Origin of the sequence: Jannaschia sp. GRR-S6-38 (assembly GCF_029853695.1) — a bacterium.
GTDB lineage: Bacteria > Pseudomonadota > Alphaproteobacteria > Rhodobacterales > Rhodobacteraceae > Jannaschia > Jannaschia ovalis.
Genome location: NZ_CP122537.1, coordinates 2389821 through 2415017, shown reverse-complemented (window position 1 = coordinate 2415017; position 25197 = coordinate 2389821). Strand labels below are relative to the sequence as shown.

Below are 25197 nucleotides of genomic sequence, written 5' to 3'. Positions count from 1 at the left end.
GGGCGATGCAAGGGGCGGGACGGCCCGGGCGGCGGATATTGAACCCGGCGCGCCCTGCCGATAGACCGCCCCGGAACCGACCGAGAGGGCCGCCCCATGTCCATCGACACCGAGACCGCGCGACGCATCGCGCATCTGGCGCGCATCGCCGTGCCCGAGGAGCGCCTGCCCGCGCTGGCGGGGGAGTTCAACGCGATCCTGGGCTTCATCGAGCAGCTCCAGGAAGTCGATGTCGAGGGCGTCGAGCCTATGGTTTCGGTCACGCCCATGCGCCTGAAGCGGCGCGAGGACGTGGTCACGGACGGCAAGCAGCAGGCCGCGGTGCTCGCCAACGCGCCCGACGCGCGCGAGGGCTTCTTCGCCGTGCCGAAGGTGGTCGAATGAACCTCACCGAGCTGACCATCGCGGGCGCGCGCGACGCGCTCCGGGCGGGCGAGACGACGGCGCAGGCGCTGACCGAGGCGCATCTGGAAGCGGTCGCGGAAGCCGGCGCGCTCAACGCCTTCGTCCACCACACGCCCGAGATCGCGCGCGCGCAGGCCGAGCACGCCGACGCCCGCATCCGCCGCGGCGACGCGCCCGACATGTGCGGCATCCCGATCGGGGTGAAGGACCTGTTTTGCACGCGCGGCGTGCCCAGCCAGGCCGGCTCGCGCATTCTCGAAGGCTTCAAGCCGGAATACGAGTCGACCATCACCGACAAGCTGTTCCAGGACGGCGCGGTCATGCTGGGCAAGCTCAACATGGACGAGTTCGCGATGGGCTCGTCGAACGAGACCAGCACCTACGGCGATGCGGTGAACCCGTGGCGGGCGGGCAATTCCGACGCGAGCCTTACGCCCGGCGGCTCCTCCGGCGGCTCGGCGGCGGCGGTGGCGGCGCGGCTGTGCCTGGGCGCGCTGGGCACCGATACCGGCGGCTCGATCCGCCAGCCGGCGGCCTTCACCGGCATCACCGGGATCAAGCCGACCTACGGGCGCTGCTCGCGCTGGGGCGTGGTGGCCTTCGCCTCCTCGCTCGACCAGGCGGGTCCGATGACGCGCTCGGTGCGCGACGCCGCGATCTTCCTGCGCGCCATGTCGGGGCATGATCCGAAGGATTCGACCTCCGCCGATCTGGCGGTGCCGGATTTCGAGGCCATGCTGACCGGCGACGTGAAGGGCCAGGTCATCGGCATCCCGCGCGAATACCGCATCGACGGCATGCCCGAAGAGATCGAGACGCTCTGGGCCCGCGGCATCGAGATGCTGCGGGACGCGGGCGCCGAGATCCGCGACATCTCGCTGCCGCACACGAAATACGCCCTGCCGGCCTATTACGTGATCGCGCCAGCCGAGGCCTCCTCCAACCTCGCGCGCTACGACGGGGTCCGCTTCGGCCATCGCGCGAAGCTGGGCCAGGGCGACGGCATCACCGAGATGTACGAGAAGACCCGCGCGGAAGGCTTCGGCGACGAGGTGCAGCGCCGCGTGATGGTGGGCACCTACGTGCTCTCGGCGGGGTTCTACGACGCCTATTACAACCGCGCGCGCCGGGTGCGGACGCTGATCAAGAAGGATTTCGAGGATGCCTTCGCCGCGGGGGTCGACGCCATCCTGACGCCCGCCACGCCCTCCTCGGCCTTCGAGTTGGGCGCGAACTTCACGCCGATCCAGATGTATCTCAACGACGTGTTCACCGTGACGGTGAACCTCGCCGGGCTGCCGGGCGTCGCGGTGCCCGCGGGCCTCGACAAGCGGGGGCTGCCGATGGGACTCCAGCTGATCGGCAAGCCCTGGGCGGAAGGCGAATTGCTCAATGTCGCTTCCGCCGTCGAGGAACGGGCGGGTTTCGTGGATCGCCCCGCGAAGTGGTGGTAGGGTTCGGTCAAAAGAACCGAGCGAGGCAGGTCATGCGTATCCCATCCCTGATCGGGGCCGGTCTGGCCCTGACGCTTCTCGCGGCTTGCGAGCCGCCGGTCCCCGAAAGCGCGCCGCGCGGCGCCGGGTTCGAGACGCCCGCGCAATATGCCGCCCGCCGCGAGGCCATGCTGCGCGGAACGCCGGCGCCGCTTCGGCCCGAACAGACCGTGCTGCCGCCCACGACGCCGCCCGCCAGCGAAGCCCAGCAGATCGCGAGCGCGACGCGGGCGGTGCTGCAGCCGGGGACCGCGCCGGCCCGGCCGCCGGCGAGCCAGCCGATCTCGATCGCGCCCGCGCAGGTCCCGCCCGCGCAGGTCGCCGCCGCCGCGCCGGCGCCGCTTCCTCCGGCGGCCACGGCCCCGGCGGGCACCTCCGCGCCGCTGGATCTCGACCGCGACAACCCGAATATCAGCCGCGAACAGGATTTCGCCGCCGTCTCGGCCGCCCGCTCGATCGAGGACGACGCCGCGCGCGTGCGCGCCGCGCGGCAGCAATACCAGATCGTCCGCCCGACGCAGTTGCAGCGCCCCGAGGATGGCCGGCCCAATATCGTCGCCTATGCGATCAACCAGGCGCAGCCGGTCGGCACGCGGGCCTTCAGCCGCAATCCCCTTTCCTCCGCCCGCCGCGCCGAGGCGCGCTGTCAGGGCTACCGCACCGCCGATATCGCGCAGGAGGATTTCCTCGCCGCCGGCGGGCCGGAGCGGGACCGGCTGGGTCTCGACCCGGACGGCGACGGCAATGCCTGCGGTTGGGATCCGGCGACGTTCCGCGCGCTCGTCCAGAACTGATCCGCGTGCAGATCCAGGACCGGCCAAGTCCGAATCACGGACCCCGCCGGGGCGGCTCGACCACGCCCGACCTCGTGATGCTGCATTACACCGCCATGACCGGCGGGCCGGAACCGGCGCTGAAGCGGCTTCGCCTGCCCGAGACGGAGGTCTCCTGCCATTACCTCGTGGGCGAGGATGGATCCGTCTTCCGCCTGGTCGACGACGACCGCCGCGCCTGGCACGCGGGCGCCGGGCGCTGGGGCGCCTCGGACGATCTCAATTCGCGCTCGCTGGGGATCGAGCTCTCCAATGACGGGGCCTCGCCCTTCACCGCCGCACAGATGGACGCGCTCGAGGCGCTCCTGGCTCTCCTGCTCGACCGGCACGGGATCGCGCCGAGGGGCGTGATCGGCCATTCCGACGCGGCCCCCGGCCGCAAGATCGACCCCGGCCCGCGCTTCGACTGGCGGCGGCTGGCGCTGCTCGGCCTGTCGATCTGGCCCGAACCGCGCGGGGCGCCGGAGCCCGATCCCGCCCGTTTCTGCGCCGACGTGGCGCGCGCGGGCTGGACGGCCGACGTACCCCTCGACGTGCTGCTCGGCGCGGTGCGCCTGCGTGTCCGCCCTTGGGCCCGCGGCCCGCTCGACGCGACCGATATGGGGCTTGCCGCGGATCTCGCGCGGCGCTTTCCCGTTGACGCGGACCGGAACGCTTCATAGCTCCCCCTCCATGCGGGGCGCCGGGCGGCCGCGCGCGGGGTGCAAGCCCTGCGGGAGGAAAGTCCGGACTCCACGAAGCGACGGTGCCGGGTAATGCCCGGGCGGCGCAAGCCGACGGAAAGCGCCACAGAGAAGAAACCGCCTCGGGTCCGCCCGGGGCAAGGGTGAAACGGTGGGGTAAGAGCCCACCGGGGGGGCGGCAACGTCCCCCGCACGGCAAGCCCCACCGGGAGCAATGCCGAATAGGGGCCGCAGACGGGGTGCTTCGCCTCGCGGTCCGGGTTGGCAGCTTCAGGTTCCGCGGCAACGCGGGATCGAGATGAATGGTCGCCCATCCGGGCTCGCCCGGGGGACAGAATCCGGCTTACAGGCGCCCCGCATATCGCCTCGCCGCCTCGCTTGACAGCACGGCCCGAGCGGCTAGAAGGCGGCTTCCGGATTGAACGGGGCGGCGCGCGGAACTCGCGGACCAAAGACCCGACCGACGCAGGAGACATACGATGGCGAAGCCCACCACGATCAAGATCCGGCTGAATTCCTCGGCCGGGACCGGCCACTTCTACGTGACCAAGAAGAACGCCCGCACGATGACCGAGAAGATGGTCGTGCGGAAGTTCGACCCCGTCGCGCGCAAGCACGTCGAGTACAAAGAAGGCAAAATTAAGTAAGGTTAATTCTGCCTTAACCGATGCCGGACTATTGAGAGGCCGGGCGGACTGCCATCCGCCCGGCCTTTCTTCAATTCTGGCATCGGAGTCTGCTAACTATGGGTATCTACATACGACCGGCCGGTCTCGCTGACCGGCCGCTGATCGACGGCCTGCTTTCTGCGGTCTATCCCCGGCTGCTTCTCGACGATTACGACGGCCACGCGGTGAACGCGATCCTGCCCCTGCTCGATCGCGCGAACCCCAAGCTGTTGGAATCGGGAAGTTATTACATGCTGTTCGAACGGCTGGAGCTGGTCGCGGTGGGCGGCTGGACGGCCACCGCGCCGGGCGAGGACTGCCCCGAGGGGACGGGCCATGTGCGCCATGTCGCGACCCATCCCGACCACCTCAAGAAGGGCCATGCCTCGCGCCTGATGCGGCATATCCGCGACAAGGCGCGCGCGGGGGGTGTGCGGAGGCTGGACTGCCTGTCCTCGCTCAACGCGCGGCCCTTCTACGCGCGGCAGGGATTCGACGATCATGGCATTGATGAGGCACCGATCGCGCCGGGAATCACCTTCCCGGTGGTGCGCATGGCCGCGGCCATCTGATCGCGCGCGCCGCACTCCGGGTCCCGGCCTCCGCCGGGGCCCGGAGCATCGGCGTCACTCGGTCGGCATCTTCCGCAATCCGAGCTCGGCCAGCTGTCCGGGCAGCGGCTCGGACGGCGCGCCCATCATCAGGTCCTCGGCGCGCTGATTCATCGGGAAGAGGATGACTTCCCGAATATTCGCCTCGTCGGCCAGCAGCATCACGATCCGATCGATCCCGGCCGCGCAGCCGCCATGCGGGGGCGCGCCGTATTGGAACGCCTTGACCATGCCGCCGAAGCGCTTGCGGACCTCGTCCTCGCCGTAGCCCGCGATCTCGAAGGCGCGGAACATGATCTCGGGGCGGTGGTTCCGGATCGCGCCGGAAACCAGCTCGTAGCCGTTGCAGGCCAGGTCGTACTGGTAGCCCAGCACCTCGAGCGGATCGCCCTTCAGCGCGTCCATCCCGCCCTGCGGCATGGAGAAGGGATTGTGCGAGAAGTCGATCGTCCCGTCGTCATCCTTCTCGTAGAGCGGGAAATCGACGATCCAGGCGAAGGCGAAGCGGTCCTTGTCGATGAGGCCCAGCTCGTCGCCGATCACCGTGCGCGCCCGGCCCGCGACGGCCTCGAACTCGGAGGCACGGCCGCCCAGGAAGAAGGCCGCGTCGCCGACGCCGAGGCCTAGCTGCTGCCGGATCGCCTCGGTCCGCTCGGGCCCGATATTCTTGGCCAGCGGGCCGGCGGCTTCCATGCCATCCGCCCCCTCGCGCCAGAAAATGTAGCCCATACCGGGCAGCCCCTGCTCCTGCGCGAACTTGTTCATGCGGTCGCAGAACTTGCGCGACCCGCCCGTCGGCGCGGGAATGGCGCGGATCTCGGTGCCGTCCTTCTCCAGGAGGCTCGCGAAGATCGCGAAGCCCGAGCCGCGGAAATGCTCGGACACGTCCTGCATCTCGATCGGGTTGCGCAGGTCCGGCTTGTCGGTGCCGTATTTCAACGCGGCCTCGCGGAAAGAGATCTGCGGCCAGTCGGCATCGACCTTGCGGCCGTTGCCGAACTCCTCGAACAGCCCGGTAATCACCGGCTGGATGCTGTCGAACACATCCTGCTGGGTGACGAAGCTCATCTCCATGTCGAGCTGGTAGAAATCGGTCGGGCTGCGGTCGGCGCGCGGGTCCTCGTCGCGGAAGCAGGGTGCGATCTGGAAATACTTGTCGAAGCCCGAGACCATCAGAAGCTGCTTGAACTGCTGTGGCGCCTGCGGCAGCGCGTAGACCTTGCCGGGATGCAGGCGCGACGGGACGATGAAGTCGCGCGCGCCTTCGGGCGAGGAGGCGGTGATGATCGGGGTCTGGAACTCGTTGAAGCCCTGGTCCCACATCCGGTTGCGCAGGCTGCGCACGACGTCGGAGCGCAGGATCATGTTCCGCTGCATCGCCTCGCGCCGCAGGTCGAGGAAGCGGTAGCGCAGCCGCGTCTCCTCGGGATACTCCTGATCGCCGAAGACCTGCAGCGGCAGCTCGTTGGCGCGGCCCAGCACCTCGATGTCGCGCACGAAGACCTCGATCTCGCCGGTGCGGATCTTCGGGTTCACCAGCGCATCGTCGCGCTTCTTCACCTCGCCGTCGATGCGGATGCACCATTCGGACCGGACTGCCTCGACCTCGGCGAAGACCGGGCTGTCGGGATCGGCCAGCATCTGCGTCATGCCGTAATGGTCGCGCAGGTCGATGAAGAGCACGCCGCCGTGATCGCGGACGCGATGGACCCAACCCGAGAGGCGGACGGTCTCGCCCACGTTGCTGGCGTCGAGGCCGGCACAGCTATGGGTGCGGAAGGGGTGCATGGATGTCTCCGGGGTCGGGGGGTCTGCGTGTCGCACGCGATCAACACGGGCCCGCCCGGGGTGTCAACCTCGCCCGCCGCGGCGCGGGCTCACTCCGCGGCCAGTTCCGGCTGGTCGAGCCCGATGGCGGCGGGGCGCAGATGGCAGGTGACGGTGACGCCCAGCGGAAAGACCCGGTCGCGCATCGCCTCGCCCGGGAAGGCCAGCACGTCGAGGCCCGCGGCGCGCGCGGACATCGCCCCCTCGGGCGTGTCCTCGATCGCGACGGCATCGGCGGGCCGCAGCGCGAAGGCCGCGATCGCGCGCGCGTAACGGTCCGGCGCGGGGCGCGGCGTGGCGACGGTTTCGCCCGCGCCGATCCAGTCGAACGCGTCCGGGCCCAGATGCGGCGCAAGGCCACCGATGACGATGTCGACGAGCGCAGGCTCGGCATCCGAGATCAGGACCACCCGGATGCCCGCGGCCCGGGCCGCCCAGATGGTGTCGAGCACGCCGGGACGGGGGGCCGGCGCCTGGCGGGCGAGGATGAGGCGCAAATGCGCGAGGGCCCGCGAATAGAGCGCATCGGTATCGACCGGATCCCCCGTCGCGGCGGCAAAGTTGGCCATCCGCGCCCGCCCGCCGGGGATCTTGAGCATGTGGTGAAAGCTGTCGCGGTCCCAGACCCATTCGAGATCCGCCTCGGCGAAGGCGAAATTGTAGGCCCGCCGCTGAAACTCGGAAATCTCGGCGATTGCGCCGAGCGAACCGAAGAAGACAGCGTCGATCGTCATGGGTTCCCGTGGCCCCGCGCGATATCGATTTTTTCTCCTAACGCGGCCATTCGTCCAAGGTTCCCGTCGGTTGCAAAACTGACGTGGCACGGCACTCAAGGGTTGCGCGGCGCGGCTCGACTGCGCTTTCCTGTCAGCGGCGGAAATTCCGGCCGCCGAGTCTGGGTGGGTCTTGCCGATGTGGAAGACGATCGTCCTGCAAACGCTCAGTCGCCTCGTGAAGCGAGGTCGGCTCGAGGTGACACTGCCCGATGGCAGCCGGCATGAATTCGGCGAGGGCACGAACGGGCCCGACGTCGCGCTGCGCCTGACGGACCCGGCGCGGCTGCGCCATCTCGTGCAGGATCCCGAGCTCGCCTTGGGCGAGGCCTATATGGACGGGACCCTGGTGATCGAGCGCGGCGACCTGCGCCAGATGCTGACGCTCTTCGCGATCAATGGCGGCCGCGACGCCCTGCCGCCACTTCTGGCGGCCGGCTACGCGGCGCGGTTCCGGGCCCGGCGCTTCGCGCAGGCCAACGGGCTGAACCGCGCGCGGGCCAACGTCGCCCATCACTACGATCTGGGCGACGATTTCTACGAGCTCTTCCTCGACGCGGATTGGCAGTATTCCTGCGCCTATTTCGCGCGGGAGGGCATGACGCTTGAGGAGGCGCAGGCTGCCAAGAAGGCGCATATCGCGCGCAAGCTGCTGATCCAGCCGGGCATGCGGGTGCTCGATATCGGCTGCGGCTGGGGCGGAATGGCGCTGACGCTGGCGCGCGATTTCGGCGCGCAGGTCACCGGCGTCACGCTGTCGGAGAACCAGAAGGCCCGCGCCGAGGCCCGCGCCGCCGCAGCCGGGCTGTCCGACCGCATCGACATCCGGCTGCAGGACTACCGCACGCTGGACGAGCGCTTCGACCGGATCGTGTCGGTCGGGATGCTGGAGCATGTCGGCGCGCCGAATTACGGCACCTATTTCAACAAAGTCGAGGACCTGCTGGATCCGGACGGCATCGCGCTGATCCACACGATCGGGCGTTGCGGCCCGCCGACCACGACCTCGACCTGGCTGGCGAAGTACATCTTCCCGGGCGGCTACAACCCTTCGCTGTCGGAACTGGCCGGCGGGATCGAGACGACGGATCTCTGGCAGGCCGATATCGAGGTTTGGCGCGGCCACTACGCCGAGACGCTGCGGCGTTGGCAGAAACGGTTCGAGGCCAATCTCGATCGCGTGCGCGAGATGTATGACGACCGATTCATCCGGATGTGGCGCTATTACCTCACCGGGGCGGAGGTCAGCTTCGACGCCTACAAGCACGTGGTCTTCCAGATGCAGCTCACCCGGAGGCGCGACACCGTCCCGAACACCCGCGATTACCTCTACGCGCAGAAGGCCGCCGCCGAGTAGCGGCTGACCGGCGTAAGCGACCCGGTCAGCCGCGGCGCGGCTCCTGTCCGCGACCGTCCGATACCGCCGGCGGCGCAGGTCCGGCGCGCGAGTCCGCGCCCACGGGTGCGATCGGCCCCTGCGGGTTCTCCCGGCCCCGCTCGGTCGCCCTTGCCTCCCCGCGCGCCGCCCCTTAGACCGCCGTCAATTTGCCGCGCATGAGGGGACGGGCCATGCCCAAACGGACCGACATCCAGTCGATCATGATCATCGGTGCGGGCCCCATCGTCATCGGCCAGGCCTGCGAGTTCGACTATTCCGGCGCGCAGGCGTGCAAGGCGCTGCGCGAGGAAGGCTACCGCGTCATCCTCGTCAATTCGAACCCGGCGACGATCATGACCGATCCGGGCCTGGCCGACGCCACCTATATCGAACCGATCACCCCCGACGTCGTCGCCTCGATCATCGAAAAGGAACGGCCCGATGCGCTGCTGCCCACGATGGGCGGGCAGACCGGGTTGAACACCGCGCTGGCGCTCGATGACCGTGGCGTGCTCGAGAAATTCGGCGTCGAGCTGATCGGCGCCAAACGCGCCGCCATCGAGATGGCCGAGGACCGCAAGCTCTTCCGCGAGGCGATGGACCGGCTGGGCATCGAGAACCCGAAGGCCACCATCGTCGCCGCGCCCAAGAAGGGCGAGGGTCACGACATCGCCGCCGGCATGGCCGAGGCGATGGGCGCGCTGGAGGAGGTCGGCCTGCCCGCGATCATCCGCCCCGCCTACACGTTGGGCGGCACCGGCGGCGGCGTGGCCTATAACCGCGCCGATTACGAGCGGATCTGCCGCTCGGGGCTCGAAGCCTCGCCCGTGGCGCAGATCCTCATCGACGAAAGCCTGCTCGGCTGGAAGGAATACGAGATGGAGGTGGTCCGCGACCGTGCGGATAACGCCATCATCGTCTGTTCGATCGAGAACGTGGACCCGATGGGCGTCCATACCGGCGACTCGATCACCGTCGCGCCCGCGCTGACGCTGACGGACAAGGAATACCAGATGATGCGCACGCACTCGATCAACGTGCTGCGCGAGATCGGGGTCGAGACCGGCGGCTCGAACGTGCAATGGGCCGTGAACCCCGCCGATGGGCGGATGGTCGTGATCGAGATGAATCCGCGCGTGTCGCGCTCCTCGGCGCTGGCCTCGAAGGCCACGGGCTTCCCCATCGCGAAGATCGCCGCGAAGCTCGCGGTGGGCTACACCCTCGACGAGCTCGACAACGACATCACCCGCGTCACCCCGGCGAGCTTCGAGCCGACGATCGACTACGTTGTCACCAAGATTCCGCGGTTCGCCTTCGAGAAGTTCCCCGGCGCCGAGCCGCTTCTGACCACGGCGATGAAATCGGTGGGCGAGGCGATGGCCATCGGCCGCACGATCCACGAATCGATGCAGAAGGCGCTGGCCTCGATGGAGACCGGGCTGACCGGCTTCGACGAGGTCGCGCTGCCCGACGACCCGGCCGCGATCAAGGCCGAGCTGTCGCGCGCCACGCCCGACCGGCTGCGGGTCATCGCGCAGGCGATGCGCCAAGGGCTGTCGGATGTCGACATCAACGCGATCACCCATTTCGACCCGTGGTTCCTGGCTCGCATCCGCGAGATCGTGGAGGCGGAGGCCGTGGTCCGCGCCGAGGGCCTGCCCACCGATGCCGACGGGCTGCGCCGCCTCAAGGCGATGGGCTTCTCCGATGCGCGGCTGGCCAAGCTGACCGGCCGGACCGAGGCCGATATCCGCGCCGCGCGCGTGGCCGAAGGCGTCGTCGCCCAGTTCAAGCGCATCGACACCTGCGCCGCCGAATTCGAGGCGCAGACGCCTTACATGTACTCCACCTACGAGACGCCCGTGATGGGCGAGGCGGAATGCGAAAGCCGGCCCACGGATGCGAAGAAGGTCGTCATCTTGGGCGGCGGCCCGAACCGGATCGGCCAGGGGATCGAGTTCGACTATTGCTGCTGCCACGCCTGCTTCGCGCTGTCGGATGCCGGCTTCGAGACCATCATGGTCAACTGCAACCCCGAGACCGTCTCGACCGATTACGACACCTCCGACCGGCTCTATTTCGAACCGCTGACCTTCGAGCACGTGATGGAGATCCTGCGCGTCGAGCAGGAACGCGGCACGCTGCACGGCGTCATCGTCCAGTTCGGCGGGCAGACGCCCTTGAAGATCGCGGGCGCGCTGCACGAGGCGGGCATCCCGATCCTCGGCACCTCGCCCGACGCGATCGACCTGGCCGAAGATCGCGAGCGCTTCGCGGCGCTGGTGGAACGGCTGGGGCTGAAGCAGCCGCGCAACGCCATCGCGACCACCGATGCCGAGGCCCGCGCTCGCGCCGAGGAACTGGGCTATCCGCTGGTGATCCGTCCTTCCTACGTGCTGGGCGGCCGCGCGATGGAGATCGTCCGCGACACCGCGCAGCTGGAGCGCTACGTCCGCGACGCCGTCGTCGTGTCGGGCGACAGCCCGGTGCTTCTCGACAGCTACCTTTCCGGCGCGATCGAGGTCGATGTGGACGCGCTCTCGGATGGCGAGACCGTCCATGTCGCGGGGATCATGCAGCATATCGAGGAAGCGGGCGTGCATTCGGGCGACAGCGCCTGCTGCCTGCCGCCGCACACGCTGTCGCGCGACGTGATCGCCACGATCCGCGAACAGACCGAGGCGCTGGCGAAGGCGCTGCGCGTCGTCGGCCTGATGAACGTGCAATTCGCCGTGAAGGACGAGGAGGTTTACCTGATCGAGGTGAACCCCCGCGCCTCGCGCACCGTGCCCTTCGTCGCCAAGGCGGTGGACTCGGCCATCGCCTCGATCGCCGCGCGCCTGATGGCGGGCGAGCCGATGTCGAACTTCCCCGTCCGCGCGCCCTACCCCGCCGATGCCACGATCGACCACGTGCCGATGGGCGACGTGATGACACTCGCGCATCCCGACACGCCCTGGTTCTCGGTCAAGGAGGCGGTGCTTCCCTTCGCGCGCTTCCCCGGCGTGGACACGCTTCTCGGCCCCGAGATGCGCTCGACCGGCGAGGTGATGGGTTGGGACCGCAGCTTCGCGCGCGCTTTCCTGAAGGCGCAGATGGGCGCGGGCGTGGTCCTGCCCGAGAAGGGCACCGTCTTCCTGTCGATCAAGGATGCCGACAAGACCGACCAGCTGATCGAGACGGCATCGCTGCTGCGCGAGATGGGTTTCTCGATCCTCGCGACCTCCGGCACGGCGGCCTTCCTGTCGCAGCACGGCATCTCGTCGCGCCACGTCAACAAGGCCTACGAGGGCGGGCGCACTGTCGTCGACGTGATGAAGGATGGCGAGGTCGTGCTGGTGATGAACACCACTGAGGGCGCGCAGGCGGTCGAGGACAGCCGCTCGATGCGCAACGTGGCCCTGATGGACCGAATCCCCTATTACACGACGCTGGCCGGGTCCCACGCCGCCGCGCTCGCGATGCGCGCCCGGGACGAAGGCGCGGTCGAGGTGCGCTCGCTGCAGTAGATTCGACCTCCGATCGGAAACGGTCCCTGCGCGACGGCGACGCTGTTTCGATCGCGGAAATTCGGGCCCACGAATGGCCCCGTTTCGGGCCTGTAACGGCCTTAGGCGCCCCACAGCTTGGTAAACGAGCTTTCACGGGAGAATCTCAATGGACCCTGCCAGCCTTTCGCTCATCGCCATCAGCGCATCCGGCGTCGCATTGCGCCGCTACGCCGAACTGTCCAATAACGAGATCCCGGATTTCCCGGGCCATCGCATCGACGGCCGCCCGCGCCAGTCCGTGATCGTCCGCCTCAAGGAAACCAAGGTGACGCTTCGCCCGCTGATCGACGCGGGACGCGAGGCGATCGCCAAGCGGCTCGCCCGCTTCGCTTCCGTCCGCGGCTTCCGGCTGAACGCCCAGGTCTCGCTGGCCGCGCTCTTCTCGGTTGAGGACGCGCCGGATGTCGAGGCCGAGCTGCGCCGCCGCCGGGTCGATTTCGTCATCGCCGATGATGCCGGCCTTCCGGTCTGCGGCGTGACCGTGGTGCGCGGCCGCGGGCCGTCCTACCGCGACAGCGTCTGCCACCAGGCCTTCGCCGCGGCCGGCCTGCCACTGGTGACCATGTCGCTGGCCGCCAGCTGGGCCGAGAATCGCGCCCGCCTGGCCGCGGTGGTCGACAGCGATCCGCCCGCCGCCAACATCGCGGCGCCGGTCTGCATCGACGACGTCCAGCCCCTCTACGCCTGAGCGCCGCCGCCGCGTCACCGCGGCGGCCGCCAACTTGACCTCCCGCAGCGGGGACGGCACTTGTGTCGGACCCCGCCGCCGCTCGCGCGGCCGCTCCCGCCAGCGCGACAGCAAGGAGGCCCGATATGGCCGCGATCATCACCGGATCGGGCGTCTACACGCCCTCGCAGGTCATCACCAACGACGAGCTCGTCGCGGCCTTCAACGCCTATGCCGACCGCCGCAACGCCGAGGGTGCCGAGCCCCCGATCCCGCATTCCAGCGCCGATTTCATCCGCTCCGCCTCGGGCATCGAACAGCGGCACGTGCTGGACAAGACGGGCGTGCTCGACTCCGCGCGCATGTTTCCCAGCCTGCCCGGCCGCAGCGACGAGCAGCCGGGCTATATGGCCGAGATGGCGGTCGAGGCCTGCACCGACGCGCTGGCCATGGCCGGGATCGAGGCCGGCCAGATCGACGCGGTGATCTGCGCGGCCTCGAACCACGAACGCGCCTATCCGGCCATCGCCATCGAGATCCAGCAGCTGCTGGGCACGGGCGGGTTCGGCTTCGACATGAACGTGGCCTGTTCCTCGGCCACCTTCGGCATCCAGGCGGCGGCGGACATGATCCGCTCGGGCTCGATCAAGCGGGCCATTGTCACCTGCCCCGAGATCTGCTCGGCCCATCTCGAATGGCGCGACCGGGACTGCCATTTCATCTTCGGCGATGTCTGCACCGCGCTGGTGCTGGAGGACGAGTCGGTCGCGAAAGCCGGCGGGTTCCGCATCGACTCGACGCGCTGTGCGACGCAGTTCTCCAACAATATCCGCAACAATGACGGCTTCCTGCGGCGCACCCATGACCAGATGGAAGACCGCCGCGACATGCAGTTCATGCAGAACGGCCGGAAGGTCTTCAAGGAAGTGCTGCCGATGGTCTCGGCCCATATCGGCAGTCACATGGCAGATGAGGGGATTGCCGCGGACGCGCTGAAGCGGCTCTGGCTGCACCAGGCCAATAAGGCGATGAACGATTTCATCGGCCGCAAGGTGCTGGGCCGGGTGCCGGAGCCTGCGGAACAGCCCAACATCCTGCAGGACTACGCCAACACCTCCTCGGCCGGTTCGATCATCGCCTTCGCCAAGCACTCCGCAGACCTCGTCCCCGGCGATCGCGGGCTGATCTGCAGCTTCGGGGCGGGCTACTCGGTCGGATCGGTCGTCGTAACGCGGGTCTGAACCAGGCTCTGCTCCAGCGCGACCAGCTCGGCCTGCAGGCCGCGCAGCTTGGCCAGCGTCGCGCGCCCCTCCGGCCCGTCCAGCCCGCCATTCATCATCAGCCGTCCAAGCTCGGTGAAGACCGTGTTCGACCGCGCGGCGACCGCCTCGGGCGTCAGATTGGCCGCGTGGGCCTGCGGCACCAGCGCCATCCCGGCCCGCTGCGCGAGGTAGCGGGTCACGATGGGGATTCCCGCCGCCGATTCCAGCGCGGCGAGGACATCGACGGGGATGAACCGCTTCGCGTGCTCCTCGTGCTGCGAATAATAGCGGCCCAGTGTGGCTTTCGATCGGCCCGTGACCGCGCAGCTCGCCTCGACGCCCACGGCCTTGACCAGTGCCTCGGTCTGCCGCTTCAAGTCCTCACCCAATGTCGAAGTCATCGCGCGTCCTCCGCGACCTAACCTAGCGTCAACCCGGCGCGCTGCCAACGCAGGCGCTTGCGGGCGGGCCCGGTGAGCGGCAAGACCGGCATATGGCGAAGCTCTACTACCACTACTCCACGATGAATGCGGGCAAGAGCACGCTGCTCCTGCAGGCCAGTTACAACTACATCGAGCGCGGCATGGAGACCTACCTGCTGACCGCGAATTTCGACGATCGCGCGGGCACCGGGCGCATCGCCAGCCGCATCGGCATCGAGGCCGCCGCCGATACCTATGCCGCCGGAACGGATCTCTACGCGATGATCGAGACGCGCCTGCGGGCCGGGCCCTGCGCCTGCGTCCTGGTCGACGAGGCGCAATGGCTGAGCCGCGAGCAGGTCTGGCAGCTTGCCCGCGCGGTGGACGACCTCGGCGTGCCGATCATGGCCTACGGGCTGCGCGTCGATTTCCGGGGCGAGCTGTTCCCCGGCTCCGCCGCGCTTCTGGCGCTGGCCGACGAGATGCGCGAGGTGCGCACGATCTGCTGGTGCGGACGCAAGGCCACCATGGTGATCCGGCAGGATGCGGAGGGCCGCGCGCTGACCGAGGGCGCGCAGGTCGAGGTGGGCGGCAACGAGCGCTACGTGTCGCTCTGCCGGCGGCATTTCCGCGAGGCGACGGGCGACCGCGTGCCGCCCGAAATGCCGGTCTAGGACTGCCTCTCTAGTCCAGAAGCGCGCGCAGCAGCTCCTCGGCCCGCGCAACGAGGCGGGGCAGATCCAGCGTGGTGATCCGCCCGTCGCGGACGACCTGACGGCCCTCGACGAAGAGGTCGCGCACGCGGCGCGGCCCGGCGAGCAGTAGCGCCGCGCGGTCCCAGCTCCCCGCCGCCTCGACGCCCCGCATGTCCCAGACGGCGATGTCGGCGCGCATCCCCGGCCGCAGGATGCCGATATCGTCGCGCCCGAGCACCGTCGCGCCCCCGCGCGTGGCCACCCGCAGCGCCTCGACCGGCGACATGGCATCCGCCCCGCGCGACACGCGTTGCAGGAGCATCGCCTGCCGCGCTTCCTCCACGAGGCTTCCGGCATCGTTGCTCGCCGATCCGTCGACGCCCAGCCCGACCGGCACGCCGGCATCCAGCATCGCGCGCAGCGGCGCGATGCCCGAGCCCAGCCGGCAGTTCGAGCAGGGGCAATGCGCCACCCCGGTGCGCGTGCGCGCGAAGAGGTCGATCTCGGCCGCGTCCAGCTCGACGCAATGCGCGTGCCAGACATCCGCGCCGGTCCATCCCAGATCCTCGGCATATTGCCCGGGGCGGCAGCCGAAATTCGCCTCGGAATAGGCCACGTCCTCGGCGTTCTCGGCCAGATGGGTGTGCAGCCGCACCCCCTTGTCGCGCGCCAGCAGGGCGGTGTCGCGCATCAGGTCGCGGCTGACGGAGAAGGGCGAGCAGGGCGCGAGGCCGATGCGGCACATCGATCCCGGGGCGGGATCGTGGAAGGCGTCGACGACGCGGATGCAGTCTTCGAGGATCGCGGCCTCGCCCTCGACCAGCGCGTCGGGCGGAAGGCCCCCCGCGCTCTCTCCGATCGACATGGAGCCGCGGGTGGGATGGAAGCGCAGCCCGGTCTCGGCGGCGGCGTGGATCGTATCCTCCAGCCGAACGCCGTTGGGATAGAGATAGAGATGGTCCGAGGATGTCGTGCAGCCCGACAGCGCCAGTTCGGCCAGCCCGATCTGGGTGGCGACTTGGACGTGGTCCGGCGTGAACCGCGCCCAGATCGGGTAGAGCGTCTTGAGCCAGCCGAAGAGCAGCGCGTTCTGCCCGGCGGGCACGGCCCGGGTCAGGACCTGGTAGAGGTGGTGATGCGTGTTGACGAGGCCCGGCGTCACGAGGCAGCCCGCGGCTTCGACGACATCCCCCGTGGTGCTCAATCCGGTCCCCATCGCGGCGATCACCCCGTCGCGGATTAGGATGTCGCGCGCGGCGCTCTCGTCGGCGGCGTCCTCCATCGCAAGCACGCGCTCGGCGCCGCGGAGGAGCAGCTCAGCCATTCAGAAGATCCATCGCGGCGGCGTGCAGTTCGGGCGTCGCTGCGGCCAGGGCGGTGCCGCCGTCATGTGCCGGGCCACCCTGCCAGTCGGTCACGATCCCGCCGGCGGCCTCGATGACGGCGATGGGGGCACAGATATCATAGGCCTGCAGACCCGCCTCGATCACCAGATCGACATGGCCCGCTGCCAGAAGCGCGTAGGCGTAGCAATCCATCCCGTATCGCGTCAGCCGGCAGGCGCGCGCGACGCGGTGGAAGGCGGCGGCCTCGGCCTCTGTCCCGACCTCCGGGAAAGTGGTCAGGATCGTGGCCTCCGCCAACTCGGTCGTCCCGCGCACACCCAAGGCGCGCGCCGCGTCTCCGCGCGTCCACGCGGCCACGCCCGGGCCGCCCGCGAAGCGCTCGCCCGTGAACGGCTGGTCGATCAGGCCGAGCCGGGGGCCGCCGGCATCGCACAGCGCGATCAACACGCCCCAGGTCGGCATCCCCGAGATGAAGGCTCGCGTCCCGTCGATCGGGTCCAGAACCCAGGTCCAGCGGCTGGTCCCGGCGACCGTCGCGGCCTCCTCGCCCAGGATGCCGTCATCGGGCCGCGTCTCCGCCAGGATGGCGCGCATCGCGGCCTCGGCCTCGCGGTCGGCCGCGGTGACGGGGTCGAAATCGGAGCGTTTGCTGTCGATGCGCAGCTCGGTGCGAAAATGGCGCAGCGTCACGTCCCGGGCGGCGTCGGCCATCCGCTCCGCGATCCCGCGAAATTCGGTGAAATCGTCGTCCATGCCGCCTCCGCCCCTGCGCCAATCGGGTCGCATGGGGCTCGCGGCTGGGTCAAGCGCCTCAGGCGGCGTGGTCGGACATCACGCGCGCCAGGTCGAACAGGCGGCGACGTTGCGCCTCGGGCATGGCGTAATAGGCGCGGACGAGGTCGAGCGCTTCCTTGTCGGCCAGCAAGTCGCGGTCGCCGTTGCCGGTCGGCCCGTCCGACAGGCCCTCGAAGAAATGGCCGACCTCGACATCCATGGCCGTCGCGATCTCCCAGAGGCGCGAAGCGGAGACGCGATTCATGCCGGTCTCGTATTTCTGGATCTGCTGGAACTTGATGCCGACCTTCTCGGCCAGTTGCTGCTGGGTCATCCCGACCATCCAGCGCCGCTGGCGGATGCGCTGGCCCACATGCACGTCGACGGGATGTTTCATGGCGCCCTCCTGTGTGTCCGTAACACGATGACGAACGCGCGCCGTCGCCTGATCGTTCACCGGAAAAGCGAAAGTCACCATGCGTCATCGCGTCCCGCGGTTGCGCCGGGCCGCCGGGCGGGGCAGCAGAAGGGCACCCGCGAAGGAGGTTTCGATGCGCGCCTATCTCGTCACGTCCCACGACACGCCCCCCGAAGTGACGGAGGTCGCGGACCCCGTCCCCGGCCCGGGCGAGGTCGCGCTGGCGATCGAGGCCTGCGCGCTGAACTTCGCGGATTTGTTGATGATCAAGGGGAGCTACCAGGACACGCCCGCCCTGCCCTTCGCGCCCGGAATGGAGGTCTGCGGGACCGTGACCGCGCGGGGGCCGGGCGTGAACGCGCCCGCGATCGGCACGCGCGTCGCCGTCTTCGGCGGTGCGGGGGGCTTGGCCGAGATGGGCTGCTTCCCGGCCGAGCGCTGCGTCCCGGTGCCCGAGGGCATGCCCTCGGACATCGCGGCGGCCTTTATCGTGGCCTATTCGACCAGCCATGTCGCGTTGACCCACAAGGCGCGCCTGAAGCCCGGCGAGCGGCTGGTGGTGCTGGGCGCGGCTGGCGGCGTGGGCCTGACGGCCGTCGAGCTGGGCGCCAAGATGGGGGCCGAGGTCGTGGCCGTCGCGCGCGGGGCGGAGAAGCTGGACCTGGCCCGCGACCGCGGTGCCGCACATGTCATCGACGCCGAGGATCCCGACCTGCGGGGCACGATCAAGGCGCTGGGCGGGGCCGATGTGGTCTATGACGCGGTGGGCGGCGACGCCTTCAAGGCGGCGTTCCGGGCGACGAACGCGGATGCGCGGATCCTTGTGATCGGCTTCGCCTCGGGCGAGGTTCCGCAGGTCAAGGCGAACCACCTGCTGGTCAAGAATGTCGACCTTCTGGGCATGTACTGGGGCGGCTACCTGCGGTCGAAGCCGCTTGTCATCACCGACAGCATCGCCACCCTGTTCCAGATGTACGGCCGCGGCGAATTGCGCCCGCATGTCAGCCATCGGCTGCCGCTCGACCGGGTGGCCGAGGGGCTCGAATTGATGCGCGCGCGGCGTTCCACCGGGAAGGTCGTGATCGAAATGCGCTGAGCCCAGCTGCGCCGGATTGACGCGGCTTGGGCAACGATGCGCCGCCATCCGCCCGTTCGATAGCTAAAATCAATCGAAACCGGGCGTTTGGATCGGTCTAGCATCTTGAATTGCGGGCGGAACCTCCCGATATTTCGACGCGAGGGACGGCATTCGGCCGTTCCAATGGTTTCACCCCTTGGAGGAGTTCCATGGCACAATTCGACGCTCTGCGGACCGGCTCTGTCTCAGGCGCACGCGCCGCCGAGATCGATCAGGGCCTCCGCGCCCACATGAACAAGGTCTACGGCACGATGTCCGTGGGCATGCTCATCACCTTCGCGGCCGCCTGGGCCATCTCGGGCCTGTCGGTCACGACCGATCCGAACCTCGCCGCCGCGCAGCTCAACGCCGACACCTACCTGACGCAGACCGGCTACGCGATCTACGCCTCGCCGCTGCGCTGGGTCATCATGTTCGCGCCGCTGATCTTCGTCTTCGGCTTCTCGGCCATGATCAACCGCATGTCGGCGGCCACCGCGCAGGTCGTGTTCTACGCCTTCGCCGCGGTGATGGGCCTGTCGCTCAGCTCGATCTTCCTGGTGTTCACCGGCGTGTCGATCATCCAGACCTTCCTGGTTACCGCCATCGCCTTCGCGGGTCTCAGCCTCTACGGCTACACGACCAAGAAGGACCTCAGCGCGATGGGGACGTTCCTGATCATGGGCGTGATCGGTCTGATTGTGGCGATGATCGTGAACATCTTCCTCGCCTCCTCGGCGCTGGCCTTCGCGATCTCGGCGATCGGCGTGCTGATCTTCGCGGGCCTAACGGCCTACGACACGCAGTCGATCAAGAACGAGTACGTGGCCCACGCCGCCCATGGCGACACGGAGTGGCTGGGCAAGTCGGCGATCATGGGCGCGCTGCGCCTCTATCTCGACTTCATCAACATGTTCATGTTCCTGCTGCAGTTCCTCGGCAATCGCGAGTGATCGCAGGCACATGACGACGGATCGGGCCGCACCTTCGGGTGCGGCCCTTTTTCGTTCAGAGCGTCGCCAGGATCTCGCGCGCGGCAGCCAGCCCGTCCGGCATCGGCTGATGGCCGGGGCCGGGATGCGCGATGAACCGCGCCTCGGCCCCGAGGCCGGCCAGCACCTCGGCGCTGATCCGGGCGCGGACGAGCGGGATATGCGGATCGGCCTCGTGGCAGGTGACCAACGCGCGCAGCCCCGTCAGGTCGGTGTCGTAATCCATGCGCTTCTCGCGGTGGCCATGGATCTCGCCGGGCGCGTCCCCGGTGCCGACCAGCCCGCCGGACAGCCCGATCACCGCGCCGAGCCCCGCTCCCTGCCGCGCCGCGTATTCCAGCGCGAGGCAGGCGCCCTGGCTGAACCCCAGAACCGCCACCCGGTCCCGCGGCAGACCGAGACCCTCGACCGCGCGCTCCACGGTCGCGAGACCCGCCGCCAGCGGCGCCTCCATCCGCGCCATCGGCGCCAGGAAGCTGGTCGGCCACCAGCTTTGTCCCGGCGCCTCGGGCGCGGCCAGCTTGAGCCCGCCCGCGCCCAGAAGCGGCACGAGCGCCATGATGTCCCGGGCCGAACTGCCGCGGCCGTGCAGCAGGACCAGCCCGGCGCCGCTCATGCGGTGATCCGGGGCAGCACGGCCTCGATCCGGTCGCGGATGGGCTCGTATTTCTCCGGCAGCTTCAGCGCCTCGCCGAGGCTTTCCAGCGGCTCGTCGCGGGTGAAGCCCGGCGGGTCGGTCGCGATCTCGAACAGCGCGCCGCCCGGTTCGCGGAAGTAGATCGCGTTGAAGTATTGTCGGTCGATCACCGGCGTCACCTGCATCCCAGCGGCGATCATCCGGTCGCGCCAGTCGAGCTGGTCGGCATCGTCCCGCGCGCGGAAGGCCACGTGGTGGATCGAGCCCGCGCCCTGCTGGCCGCGCCGCGCGCCGTCCCGGCGGTAGAGATCCACCACCGTCCCGCGCGCGTCGCCCGGCGCCTTCAGGCGCAGCCGCTCCGCGCCGTCCGCGGCCTCATGACCCGCCTCTGCGTAGCCCATGTGATCGACCATCAGGCGCTGCGTCGGCCCCAGATCGTCCAGCCAGAGCGTGGTAGAATGGAACCCGCCCTCGGCCGGGCCGTGATCGCCGGGCTCGGCGATCAGTTCCACGGCGGCGCCATCGGGGTCGGTCACCGTCACGACCGGCTGACCGAAACGCTCCTGCGGGTCGGAGAGGGTCGCTCCCTGCGCGCGCAGCGCCGCCACGTGGTCGTCGAACACCGCGGCGCCGACCGAGTAACCATAGGCCGAAGCCATGCCGCTGCCCGGCGTGCCGGGACGGGCGCCGACGAAAGGAAAGAAGGTCAGGATCGTGCCGGGATCGGCTGTCCGGTTGCCGTAATAGAGGTGGTAGGTCCCGGGATCGTCGAAATTCACGGTCTTCTTCACCAGGCGCTGATCCAGCAGCTTGGTGAAGAAGTCGACATTCGCCTGCGGCGGCCCGCTGATCGCGGTGACGTGGTGCAGGCCGGTGATGTGCTTGGTCATGATCTTCTCCGTCCTTTCGGGTCCAGATAGCGCGCGGGTCCCGCGGCGGAATGCCGATCCGCGCACAGCCCCGGTTCGGAGACGCGGGCCTAGCGGCGCAGCAGCCGCCCCTCGCCCGCCGCGCGGGGCCGGTGGACATGCGCCGATTGCACGATCCCGAAGGCCAGCATCAGCACCAGCATGGCCGAACCGCCATAGCTGACCAGCGGCAGCGGGACGCCGACGACGGGCGCGAGGCCCATCACCATCGACATGTTGACCGCGAAGAACAGGAAGAACGCCACCGCGATCCCCAGCGTGACGAGCGAAGCGAAGCGGTCCTTCGTCCGCAGCGCCGTTGCCACGCAGAAGGCGATGATCAGCATGTAGAGCACCAGAAGCGACAGGCCGCCGAGGAAGCCGAACTCCTCCGCGAGCGTCGTGAAGATGAAGTCGGTGTGCTTCTCGGGCAGGAAGTTCAGCCGCGCCTGGGTGCCCTGCATGAAGCCCTTGCCTGTCCAACCCCCCGATCCCAGCGCGATCTTCGACTGGGTGATGTGATAGCCCGCGCCCAGCGGGTCGCTTTCGGGGTCGAGGAAGGTGTCGATCCGCCGGAACTGGTAGTCCTTGATGAGCTGCCAGTCGGTGCCGCGCGATTGCAGGACGGTGGTGACCAGCCCGACCCCGGCGGCGATCACGGTCGCGAAATAGGCCCAGTGCACGCCGGCGAGGAACATCACGGCCCCGCCGCCGGTGATCAGCAGGATCGAGGTGCCGAGATCGGGCTGCTTGATGACCAGGAAGACCGGGACGAGGATGATGATCACCGGCAGGATCACCCAGAGCGGCCGGCTGACCTTGGTGACGGGCAGCCAGTCGTAATAGGCCGCCAGCATCATCACCAGCGTCACCTTCATCAGCTCGGAGGGTTGCAGCCGCATGAAGCCGATATCGATCCAGCGCTGCGCCCCGCCGCCCGTCGCGCCGACAAGCTCCACCGCGAGGAGCAGGGCGAGCGTCATCGCATAGGCCAGGGCCGAGACGTTGCGCCAGAACCAGATCGGCACCATCGCCACCGTGAACATCACGCCGAGGCCCAGCACGAAGCGCTGCATCTGCGGCTCGGCCCAGCGCCAGTCGCCGCCGGCCACCGAATAGAGCACCAGGAACCCCAGCGCCGAGACGGCGGAGACCAGAAGCACCAGCGCCCAGTTGAGCGCCAGCACCTTCTGCATCCCCTGCGGGACGCGGGCGATATTGTATTCGAGATAGCTCATGCCTCGGAGGTGCCCGAGGGGCGGGCATTCAGGCGCGGATCGAGCCGGAGCGAGGAGAGCATCTCCTCGATCTCGCCGCGCTGGCCGGTGGGATAGGCCTCGACCGGGGGGATGCCGCCATGCAGCGCATAGAGCATGATGTCGCGCGCGACCGGCGCCGCCGCCCGCGAGCCGCCGCCGCCATGCTCGACCACGACCGAGACGGCATAGCGCGGGTCGTCCCAGGGCGCGTAGCCCACGAACAGCGCGTGGTCGCGCCGCTCCCAGGGCAGGTCCTCGTTGCGGAAGACGCCGCGGGCGCGTTCGGCGGCGGTGATGTTGCGGACCTGGCTGGTGCCGGTCTTGCCGGCCCATTTCAGCCCGGCGAGGTCGAACTTGGACCGCCCGGCCGTGCCGCCGCGCGCGTTGACGACCTGGTACATCCCGTCGCGCGCCGCCTCCAGAAGGCTGCGTGAGATCTCGAGCGGGCCATTGACGCCTGAGGGTCGCGCGACGCCGTCGACCGACCGCACCAGCCGGGGGCTGATGTCGAGCCCCGAGGCGATCCGCGCCGTCATCACCGCCAGTTGCAGCGGCGACGCCAGGACGAAGCCCTGCCCGATCGAGGCGTTCAGGCTGTCGCCGACCATCCAGGCCTCGCCGCGGCGAGTCTGTTTCCAGTCGCGGTCGGGGACCAGCCCCTCGGAGATCGAGGTCATCTCGATATCATGGGCCTGGCCCAGGCCGAGCTTGCGCGCCGTCGCGGCGATCCGGTCGATGCCGGCGCGCTGGGCCAGCTCGTAGTAATAGACGTCGCAGCTTTCGCGCAGCGACTTGGCCAGGTCGACCTGGCCGTGCCCGCCCCGCTTCCAGCAGTGGAAACGCCGGCTCGAGACGGTGGTGTGACCGGGGCAGTAGACCGTCTCGCCCGAACCGATCACGCCGGCCTCCAGCGCGGCCAGCAGCGTGACCATCTTGAAGGTCGAGCCCGGCGGATAGAGCCCCTGGACGATCTTGTTGTGAAGCGGCCGGTGGTCGTTGTCGCGCAGCGCGGCGTAATCGGGCACCGAGATGCCCGAGACGAAGAGGTTCGGGTCGTAGCTGGGCGAGGAGACGGCGGCCAGGATATCGCCGTTGCGGGTGTCCATCACGACGGCCGACGCGCTTTCGGTGCCCAGCCGCGCCTGGGTGAAGTTCTGCAGCCCCGCGTCGATTGTCAGCTGCACGTCCTGGCCGGCCTGGCCCTCGGTCCGGCCGAGCTCGCGCATGATGCGGCCGGCGGCGTTCTGCTCGACGCGACGCGATCCCGCGCGACCGCGCAGCGCGCCCTCCAGCACCTTCTCGGCGCCGATCTTGCCGATCTGGAATTGCGGCGTCTGCAGCAGCGGATCGGGCGTCTCGGCCTCGGCGATATCCTTCTCGGAGACCCGGCCGACATAGCCCACGACATGGGCGTAATCCTGCCCCATCGGGTAGACGCGGCTGAGCCCAACCTCGGGGGTGATGCCCGGTAGCGAGGGCATGTTGATCGCGACCGCGGACAGCTCCTCCCAGCTCAGCCGGTCGGCCAGCGTGACGGCCTGGTGGGGGCGACGATCCATCTCGCGCAGGGCGCGCTGCAGCATGTCCTCGTCCAGCCGCACGAGGCCGCGCAGTGCGGTGACGACGCGGTCCACGTCATCGGCATCCTCGCGGATCATCGACACGCGGTAGATCTGCTCGTTGCCGGCCAGGGTGACGCCGTTGCGGTCGAGTATCAGACCGCGCGCCGGGGCCAGCAGGCGCACCTTGATGCGGTTCTCCTCGGCCAGGAGCAGGAACTCGTCGGCCTGATCGACCTGCAGGTGCCGCATCCGGGCCAGAAGCAGCCCGCCGAAGCCCAGCTGGGCGCCGCCCATGACGAGCGCGCGGCGCGTGATCCGGCGGGATGACAGCGTGATGTCCTGGGGATTGCGCTTCATGTGGTCGGTCCAGAAAGGCGCCCTGGGATCAGGCGCGGGTGCCGAGGCTGTCCATCTCGCCGGGGGCGAGACGTCTCACCCCGATCATTTGCGAGAATACGGCGATCGGGGGGTAGAACACAATCGTCGCAAGGGCATGCAAGGCGGTCCCGAGAAGCGGGCCCGGCTCGGCGAAAAGCAGCACGAGCGTCAGGTGGTTGGCCGTGAAGACCACGACGATGCAGCCCGAGACCACGCCCACCTCGGACCAGAAGGGCAGCGCCTCGGCGTGATCGACGCGGCGGCGCAGGTATTCGGAGGCCAGAAGCACCGTCAGCGTCCAGAGCCCGAGCGGCCGCATGAGCATGACGTCGTCGAGCAGCAGCATCACGACGATCAGCCAGACCGGGACGTAATCGGGCCGCCGCAGAACCCAGGCGAAGATCAGGCAGACGGTCAGCTCGGGGCCCGGCACGCCGCCCTCGCCCGGCCCGAAGGGCAGAAGGGCGAAGAACAGGATGGCCGAGGCGAGGAGCGCGAAGACCAGCCGGTAGAGCCAGACGCGGCGGGCCGCCATGGC

At 69.2% G+C, this 25197-nt stretch carries 24 protein-coding genes and 1 other RNA gene; 14 read left to right on the top strand and 11 right to left on the bottom strand.

Annotated elements, in window-relative coordinates; genetic code table 11:
• The first annotated feature begins 96 nt into the window (after positions 1-96).
• The 7 genes from gatC to P8627_RS12345 all read left to right on the top strand — a co-directional run bounded on the left by gatC (position 97) and on the right by P8627_RS12345 (position 4654).
• A complete protein-coding gene (gene gatC, locus P8627_RS12375; RefSeq protein WP_279964436.1) occupies positions 97-384 on the top strand; it encodes an Asp-tRNA(Asn)/Glu-tRNA(Gln) amidotransferase subunit GatC in 288 nt (95 codons plus the stop codon).
• The gene (gene gatA, locus P8627_RS12370; RefSeq protein ID WP_279964435.1) at positions 381-1859 is read left to right on the top strand and encodes an Asp-tRNA(Asn)/Glu-tRNA(Gln) amidotransferase subunit GatA; all 1479 of its coding nucleotides are present in this window, start codon (positions 381-383) and stop codon (positions 1857-1859) included. The genes gatC and gatA overlap by 4 nt, the downstream gene beginning before the upstream one ends.
• A 32-nt stretch (positions 1860-1891) precedes the next feature.
• Positions 1892-2692, top strand: a complete 801-nt coding sequence (locus P8627_RS12365; protein WP_279964434.1) for a hypothetical protein — start codon at positions 1892-1894, stop codon at positions 2690-2692.
• 77 nt (positions 2693-2769) lie between these two features.
• Positions 2770-3393 carry an N-acetylmuramoyl-L-alanine amidase gene (locus P8627_RS12360; RefSeq protein ID WP_279964432.1) on the top strand — a complete coding sequence of 208 codons (624 nt, stop codon included), beginning with the start codon at positions 2770-2772 and terminating at the stop codon, positions 3391-3393.
• 12 nt (positions 3394-3405) lie between these two features.
• Positions 3406-3776, top strand: an RNA gene (gene rnpB / locus P8627_RS12355) — RNase P RNA component class A.
• 117 nt (positions 3777-3893) lie between these two features.
• Positions 3894-4061, top strand: coding sequence for a 50S ribosomal protein L33 (gene rpmG / locus P8627_RS12350; RefSeq protein WP_055661766.1), 168 nt, complete (start codon positions 3894-3896; stop codon positions 4059-4061).
• 98 nt (positions 4062-4159) lie between these two features.
• Positions 4160-4654 (top strand): GNAT family N-acetyltransferase, encoded by a 495-nt coding sequence (locus P8627_RS12345; RefSeq protein ID WP_279964431.1) that lies wholly within the window; start codon positions 4160-4162, stop codon positions 4652-4654.
• 54 nt (positions 4655-4708) lie between these two features.
• Here the strand turns inward: P8627_RS12345 and aspS are convergent, their stop codons facing one another.
• Both aspS and P8627_RS12335 read right to left on the bottom strand, forming a co-directional pair.
• Entirely contained in the window at positions 4709-6481 is a 1773-nt protein-coding gene (aspS, locus tag P8627_RS12340) for an aspartate--tRNA ligase (RefSeq protein WP_279964430.1), read from the bottom strand.
• Positions 6482-6570: 89 nt separating this feature from the next.
• Positions 6571-7254 carry an HAD-IA family hydrolase gene (locus tag P8627_RS12335; protein ID WP_279964429.1) on the bottom strand — a complete coding sequence of 228 codons (684 nt, stop codon included), beginning with the start codon at positions 7252-7254 and terminating at the stop codon, positions 6571-6573.
• A 178-nt stretch (positions 7255-7432) separates the two neighbouring features.
• Between P8627_RS12335 and P8627_RS12330 the strand changes: the two genes are divergently transcribed.
• From P8627_RS12330 to P8627_RS12315, 4 genes are all read left to right on the top strand, one after another.
• On the top strand, positions 7433-8650 hold the full coding sequence (locus tag P8627_RS12330) for a cyclopropane-fatty-acyl-phospholipid synthase family protein (protein ID WP_279964427.1): 1218 nt from the start codon (positions 7433-7435) through the stop codon (positions 8648-8650).
• A gap of 212 nt (positions 8651-8862) precedes the next feature.
• Positions 8863-12180, top strand: a complete 3318-nt coding sequence (gene carB, locus P8627_RS12325) for a carbamoyl-phosphate synthase large subunit (RefSeq protein ID WP_279964426.1) — start codon at positions 8863-8865, stop codon at positions 12178-12180.
• A 148-nt stretch (positions 12181-12328) separates the two neighbouring features.
• Positions 12329-12910: a DUF2726 domain-containing protein gene (locus P8627_RS12320; protein ID WP_279964425.1), complete on the top strand. Its 582-nt coding sequence runs from the start codon at positions 12329-12331 to the stop codon at positions 12908-12910.
• A gap of 125 nt (positions 12911-13035) precedes the next feature.
• Positions 13036-14130, top strand: coding sequence for a beta-ketoacyl-ACP synthase III (locus tag P8627_RS12315; RefSeq protein ID WP_279964424.1), 1095 nt, complete (start codon positions 13036-13038; stop codon positions 14128-14130).
• Here the strand turns inward: P8627_RS12315 and P8627_RS12310 are convergent.
• Positions 14094-14552 carry a hypothetical protein gene (locus P8627_RS12310; protein ID WP_279964423.1) on the bottom strand — a complete coding sequence of 153 codons (459 nt, stop codon included), beginning with the start codon at positions 14550-14552 and terminating at the stop codon, positions 14094-14096. The two genes, P8627_RS12315 and P8627_RS12310, sit on opposite strands and share 37 nt — an antisense overlap.
• Positions 14553-14644: 92 nt before the next feature.
• Here P8627_RS12310 and P8627_RS12305 point away from each other — a divergent pair, with 92 nt between their 5' ends.
• The gene (locus P8627_RS12305; RefSeq protein ID WP_279964422.1) at positions 14645-15247 is read left to right on the top strand and encodes a thymidine kinase; all 603 of its coding nucleotides are present in this window, start codon (positions 14645-14647) and stop codon (positions 15245-15247) included.
• 10 nt (positions 15248-15257) lie between these two features.
• Here the strand turns inward: P8627_RS12305 and P8627_RS12300 are convergent, their stop codons facing one another.
• Genes P8627_RS12300 through P8627_RS12290 form a run of 3 tightly spaced genes read right to left on the bottom strand, consistent with a single transcriptional unit; the run spans position 15258 to position 17785 of the window.
• Positions 15258-16592 carry an 8-oxoguanine deaminase gene (locus P8627_RS12300; RefSeq protein ID WP_279964421.1) on the bottom strand — a complete coding sequence of 445 codons (1335 nt, stop codon included), beginning with the start codon at positions 16590-16592 and terminating at the stop codon, positions 15258-15260.
• On the bottom strand, positions 16585-17367 hold the full coding sequence (gene hisN / locus P8627_RS12295) for a histidinol-phosphatase (protein ID WP_279964420.1): 783 nt from the start codon (positions 17365-17367) through the stop codon (positions 16585-16587). The genes P8627_RS12300 and hisN overlap by 8 nt, the downstream gene beginning before the upstream one ends.
• 58 nt (positions 17368-17425) lie before the next feature.
• Positions 17426-17785, bottom strand: coding sequence for a helix-turn-helix domain-containing protein (locus P8627_RS12290; protein ID WP_279964419.1), 360 nt, complete (start codon positions 17783-17785; stop codon positions 17426-17428).
• Between the two features lie 154 nt (positions 17786-17939).
• On the opposite strand from P8627_RS12290, the gene P8627_RS12285 reads away from it, so the two are divergent.
• Positions 17940-18902 (top strand): NADPH:quinone oxidoreductase family protein, encoded by a 963-nt coding sequence (locus tag P8627_RS12285; RefSeq protein ID WP_279964418.1) that lies wholly within the window; start codon positions 17940-17942, stop codon positions 18900-18902.
• Between the two features lie 191 nt (positions 18903-19093).
• Positions 19094-19876, top strand: a complete 783-nt coding sequence (locus P8627_RS12280; RefSeq protein WP_279964417.1) for a Bax inhibitor-1/YccA family protein — start codon at positions 19094-19096, stop codon at positions 19874-19876.
• Positions 19877-19931: 55 nt separating this feature from the next.
• On the opposite strand, the gene P8627_RS12275 is transcribed toward P8627_RS12280, so the two are convergent.
• From P8627_RS12275 to P8627_RS12255, 5 genes are all read right to left on the bottom strand, one after another.
• Positions 19932-20531: an alpha/beta hydrolase gene (locus P8627_RS12275; RefSeq protein WP_279964415.1), complete on the bottom strand. Its 600-nt coding sequence runs from the start codon at positions 20529-20531 to the stop codon at positions 19932-19934.
• Positions 20528-21442: a ring-cleaving dioxygenase gene (locus P8627_RS12270; RefSeq protein ID WP_279964414.1), complete on the bottom strand. Its 915-nt coding sequence runs from the start codon at positions 21440-21442 to the stop codon at positions 20528-20530. Before P8627_RS12270 ends, P8627_RS12275 begins: the two co-directional genes overlap by 4 nt.
• A gap of 89 nt (positions 21443-21531) precedes the next feature.
• The gene (rodA, locus tag P8627_RS12265) at positions 21532-22698 is read right to left on the bottom strand and encodes a rod shape-determining protein RodA (protein ID WP_279964413.1); all 1167 of its coding nucleotides are present in this window, start codon (positions 22696-22698) and stop codon (positions 21532-21534) included.
• Entirely contained in the window at positions 22695-24638 is a 1944-nt protein-coding gene (mrdA, locus tag P8627_RS12260; protein WP_279964411.1) for a penicillin-binding protein 2, read from the bottom strand. Before mrdA ends, rodA begins: the two co-directional genes overlap by 4 nt.
• A 28-nt stretch (positions 24639-24666) precedes the next feature.
• Positions 24667-25194, bottom strand: coding sequence for a rod shape-determining protein MreD (locus P8627_RS12255; protein WP_279964410.1), 528 nt, complete (start codon positions 25192-25194; stop codon positions 24667-24669).
• Between the last annotated feature and the right edge of the window lie 3 nt (positions 25195-25197).

Bases quoted from the DNA above. Each gene is read 5' to 3' on its own strand.
- gatC (WP_279964436.1), top strand. From the start codon at position 97: ATGTCCATCGACACCGAGACCGCGCGACGCATCGCGCATCTGGCGCGC.
- gatA (WP_279964435.1), top strand. From the start codon at position 381: ATGAACCTCACCGAGCTGACCATCGCGGGCGCGCGCGACGCGCTCCGG.
- P8627_RS12365 (WP_279964434.1), top strand. From the start codon at position 1,892: ATGCGTATCCCATCCCTGATCGGGGCCGGTCTGGCCCTGACGCTTCTC.
- P8627_RS12360 (WP_279964432.1), top strand. From the start codon at position 2,770: ATGCTGCATTACACCGCCATGACCGGCGGGCCGGAACCGGCGCTGAAG.
- rpmG (WP_055661766.1), top strand. From the start codon at position 3,894: ATGGCGAAGCCCACCACGATCAAGATCCGGCTGAATTCCTCGGCCGGG.
- P8627_RS12345 (WP_279964431.1), top strand. From the start codon at position 4,160: ATGGGTATCTACATACGACCGGCCGGTCTCGCTGACCGGCCGCTGATC.
- aspS (WP_279964430.1), bottom strand. From the start codon at position 6,481: ATGCACCCCTTCCGCACCCATAGCTGTGCCGGCCTCGACGCCAGCAAC.
- P8627_RS12335 (WP_279964429.1), bottom strand. From the start codon at position 7,254: ATGACGATCGACGCTGTCTTCTTCGGTTCGCTCGGCGCAATCGCCGAG.
- P8627_RS12330 (WP_279964427.1), top strand. From the start codon at position 7,433: ATGTGGAAGACGATCGTCCTGCAAACGCTCAGTCGCCTCGTGAAGCGA.
- carB (WP_279964426.1), top strand. From the start codon at position 8,863: ATGCCCAAACGGACCGACATCCAGTCGATCATGATCATCGGTGCGGGC.
- P8627_RS12320 (WP_279964425.1), top strand. From the start codon at position 12,329: ATGGACCCTGCCAGCCTTTCGCTCATCGCCATCAGCGCATCCGGCGTC.
- P8627_RS12315 (WP_279964424.1), top strand. From the start codon at position 13,036: ATGGCCGCGATCATCACCGGATCGGGCGTCTACACGCCCTCGCAGGTC.
- P8627_RS12310 (WP_279964423.1), bottom strand. From the start codon at position 14,552: ATGACTTCGACATTGGGTGAGGACTTGAAGCGGCAGACCGAGGCACTG.
- P8627_RS12305 (WP_279964422.1), top strand. From the start codon at position 14,645: ATGGCGAAGCTCTACTACCACTACTCCACGATGAATGCGGGCAAGAGC.
- P8627_RS12300 (WP_279964421.1), bottom strand. From the start codon at position 16,592: ATGGCTGAGCTGCTCCTCCGCGGCGCCGAGCGCGTGCTTGCGATGGAG.
- hisN (WP_279964420.1), bottom strand. From the start codon at position 17,367: ATGGACGACGATTTCACCGAATTTCGCGGGATCGCGGAGCGGATGGCC.
- P8627_RS12290 (WP_279964419.1), bottom strand. From the start codon at position 17,785: ATGAAACATCCCGTCGACGTGCATGTGGGCCAGCGCATCCGCCAGCGG.
- P8627_RS12285 (WP_279964418.1), top strand. From the start codon at position 17,940: ATGCGCGCCTATCTCGTCACGTCCCACGACACGCCCCCCGAAGTGACG.
- P8627_RS12280 (WP_279964417.1), top strand. From the start codon at position 19,094: ATGGCACAATTCGACGCTCTGCGGACCGGCTCTGTCTCAGGCGCACGC.
- P8627_RS12275 (WP_279964415.1), bottom strand. From the start codon at position 20,531: ATGAGCGGCGCCGGGCTGGTCCTGCTGCACGGCCGCGGCAGTTCGGCC.
- P8627_RS12270 (WP_279964414.1), bottom strand. From the start codon at position 21,442: ATGACCAAGCACATCACCGGCCTGCACCACGTCACCGCGATCAGCGGG.
- rodA (WP_279964413.1), bottom strand. From the start codon at position 22,698: ATGAGCTATCTCGAATACAATATCGCCCGCGTCCCGCAGGGGATGCAG.
- mrdA (WP_279964411.1), bottom strand. From the start codon at position 24,638: ATGAAGCGCAATCCCCAGGACATCACGCTGTCATCCCGCCGGATCACG.
- P8627_RS12255 (WP_279964410.1), bottom strand. From the start codon at position 25,194: ATGGCGGCCCGCCGCGTCTGGCTCTACCGGCTGGTCTTCGCGCTCCTC.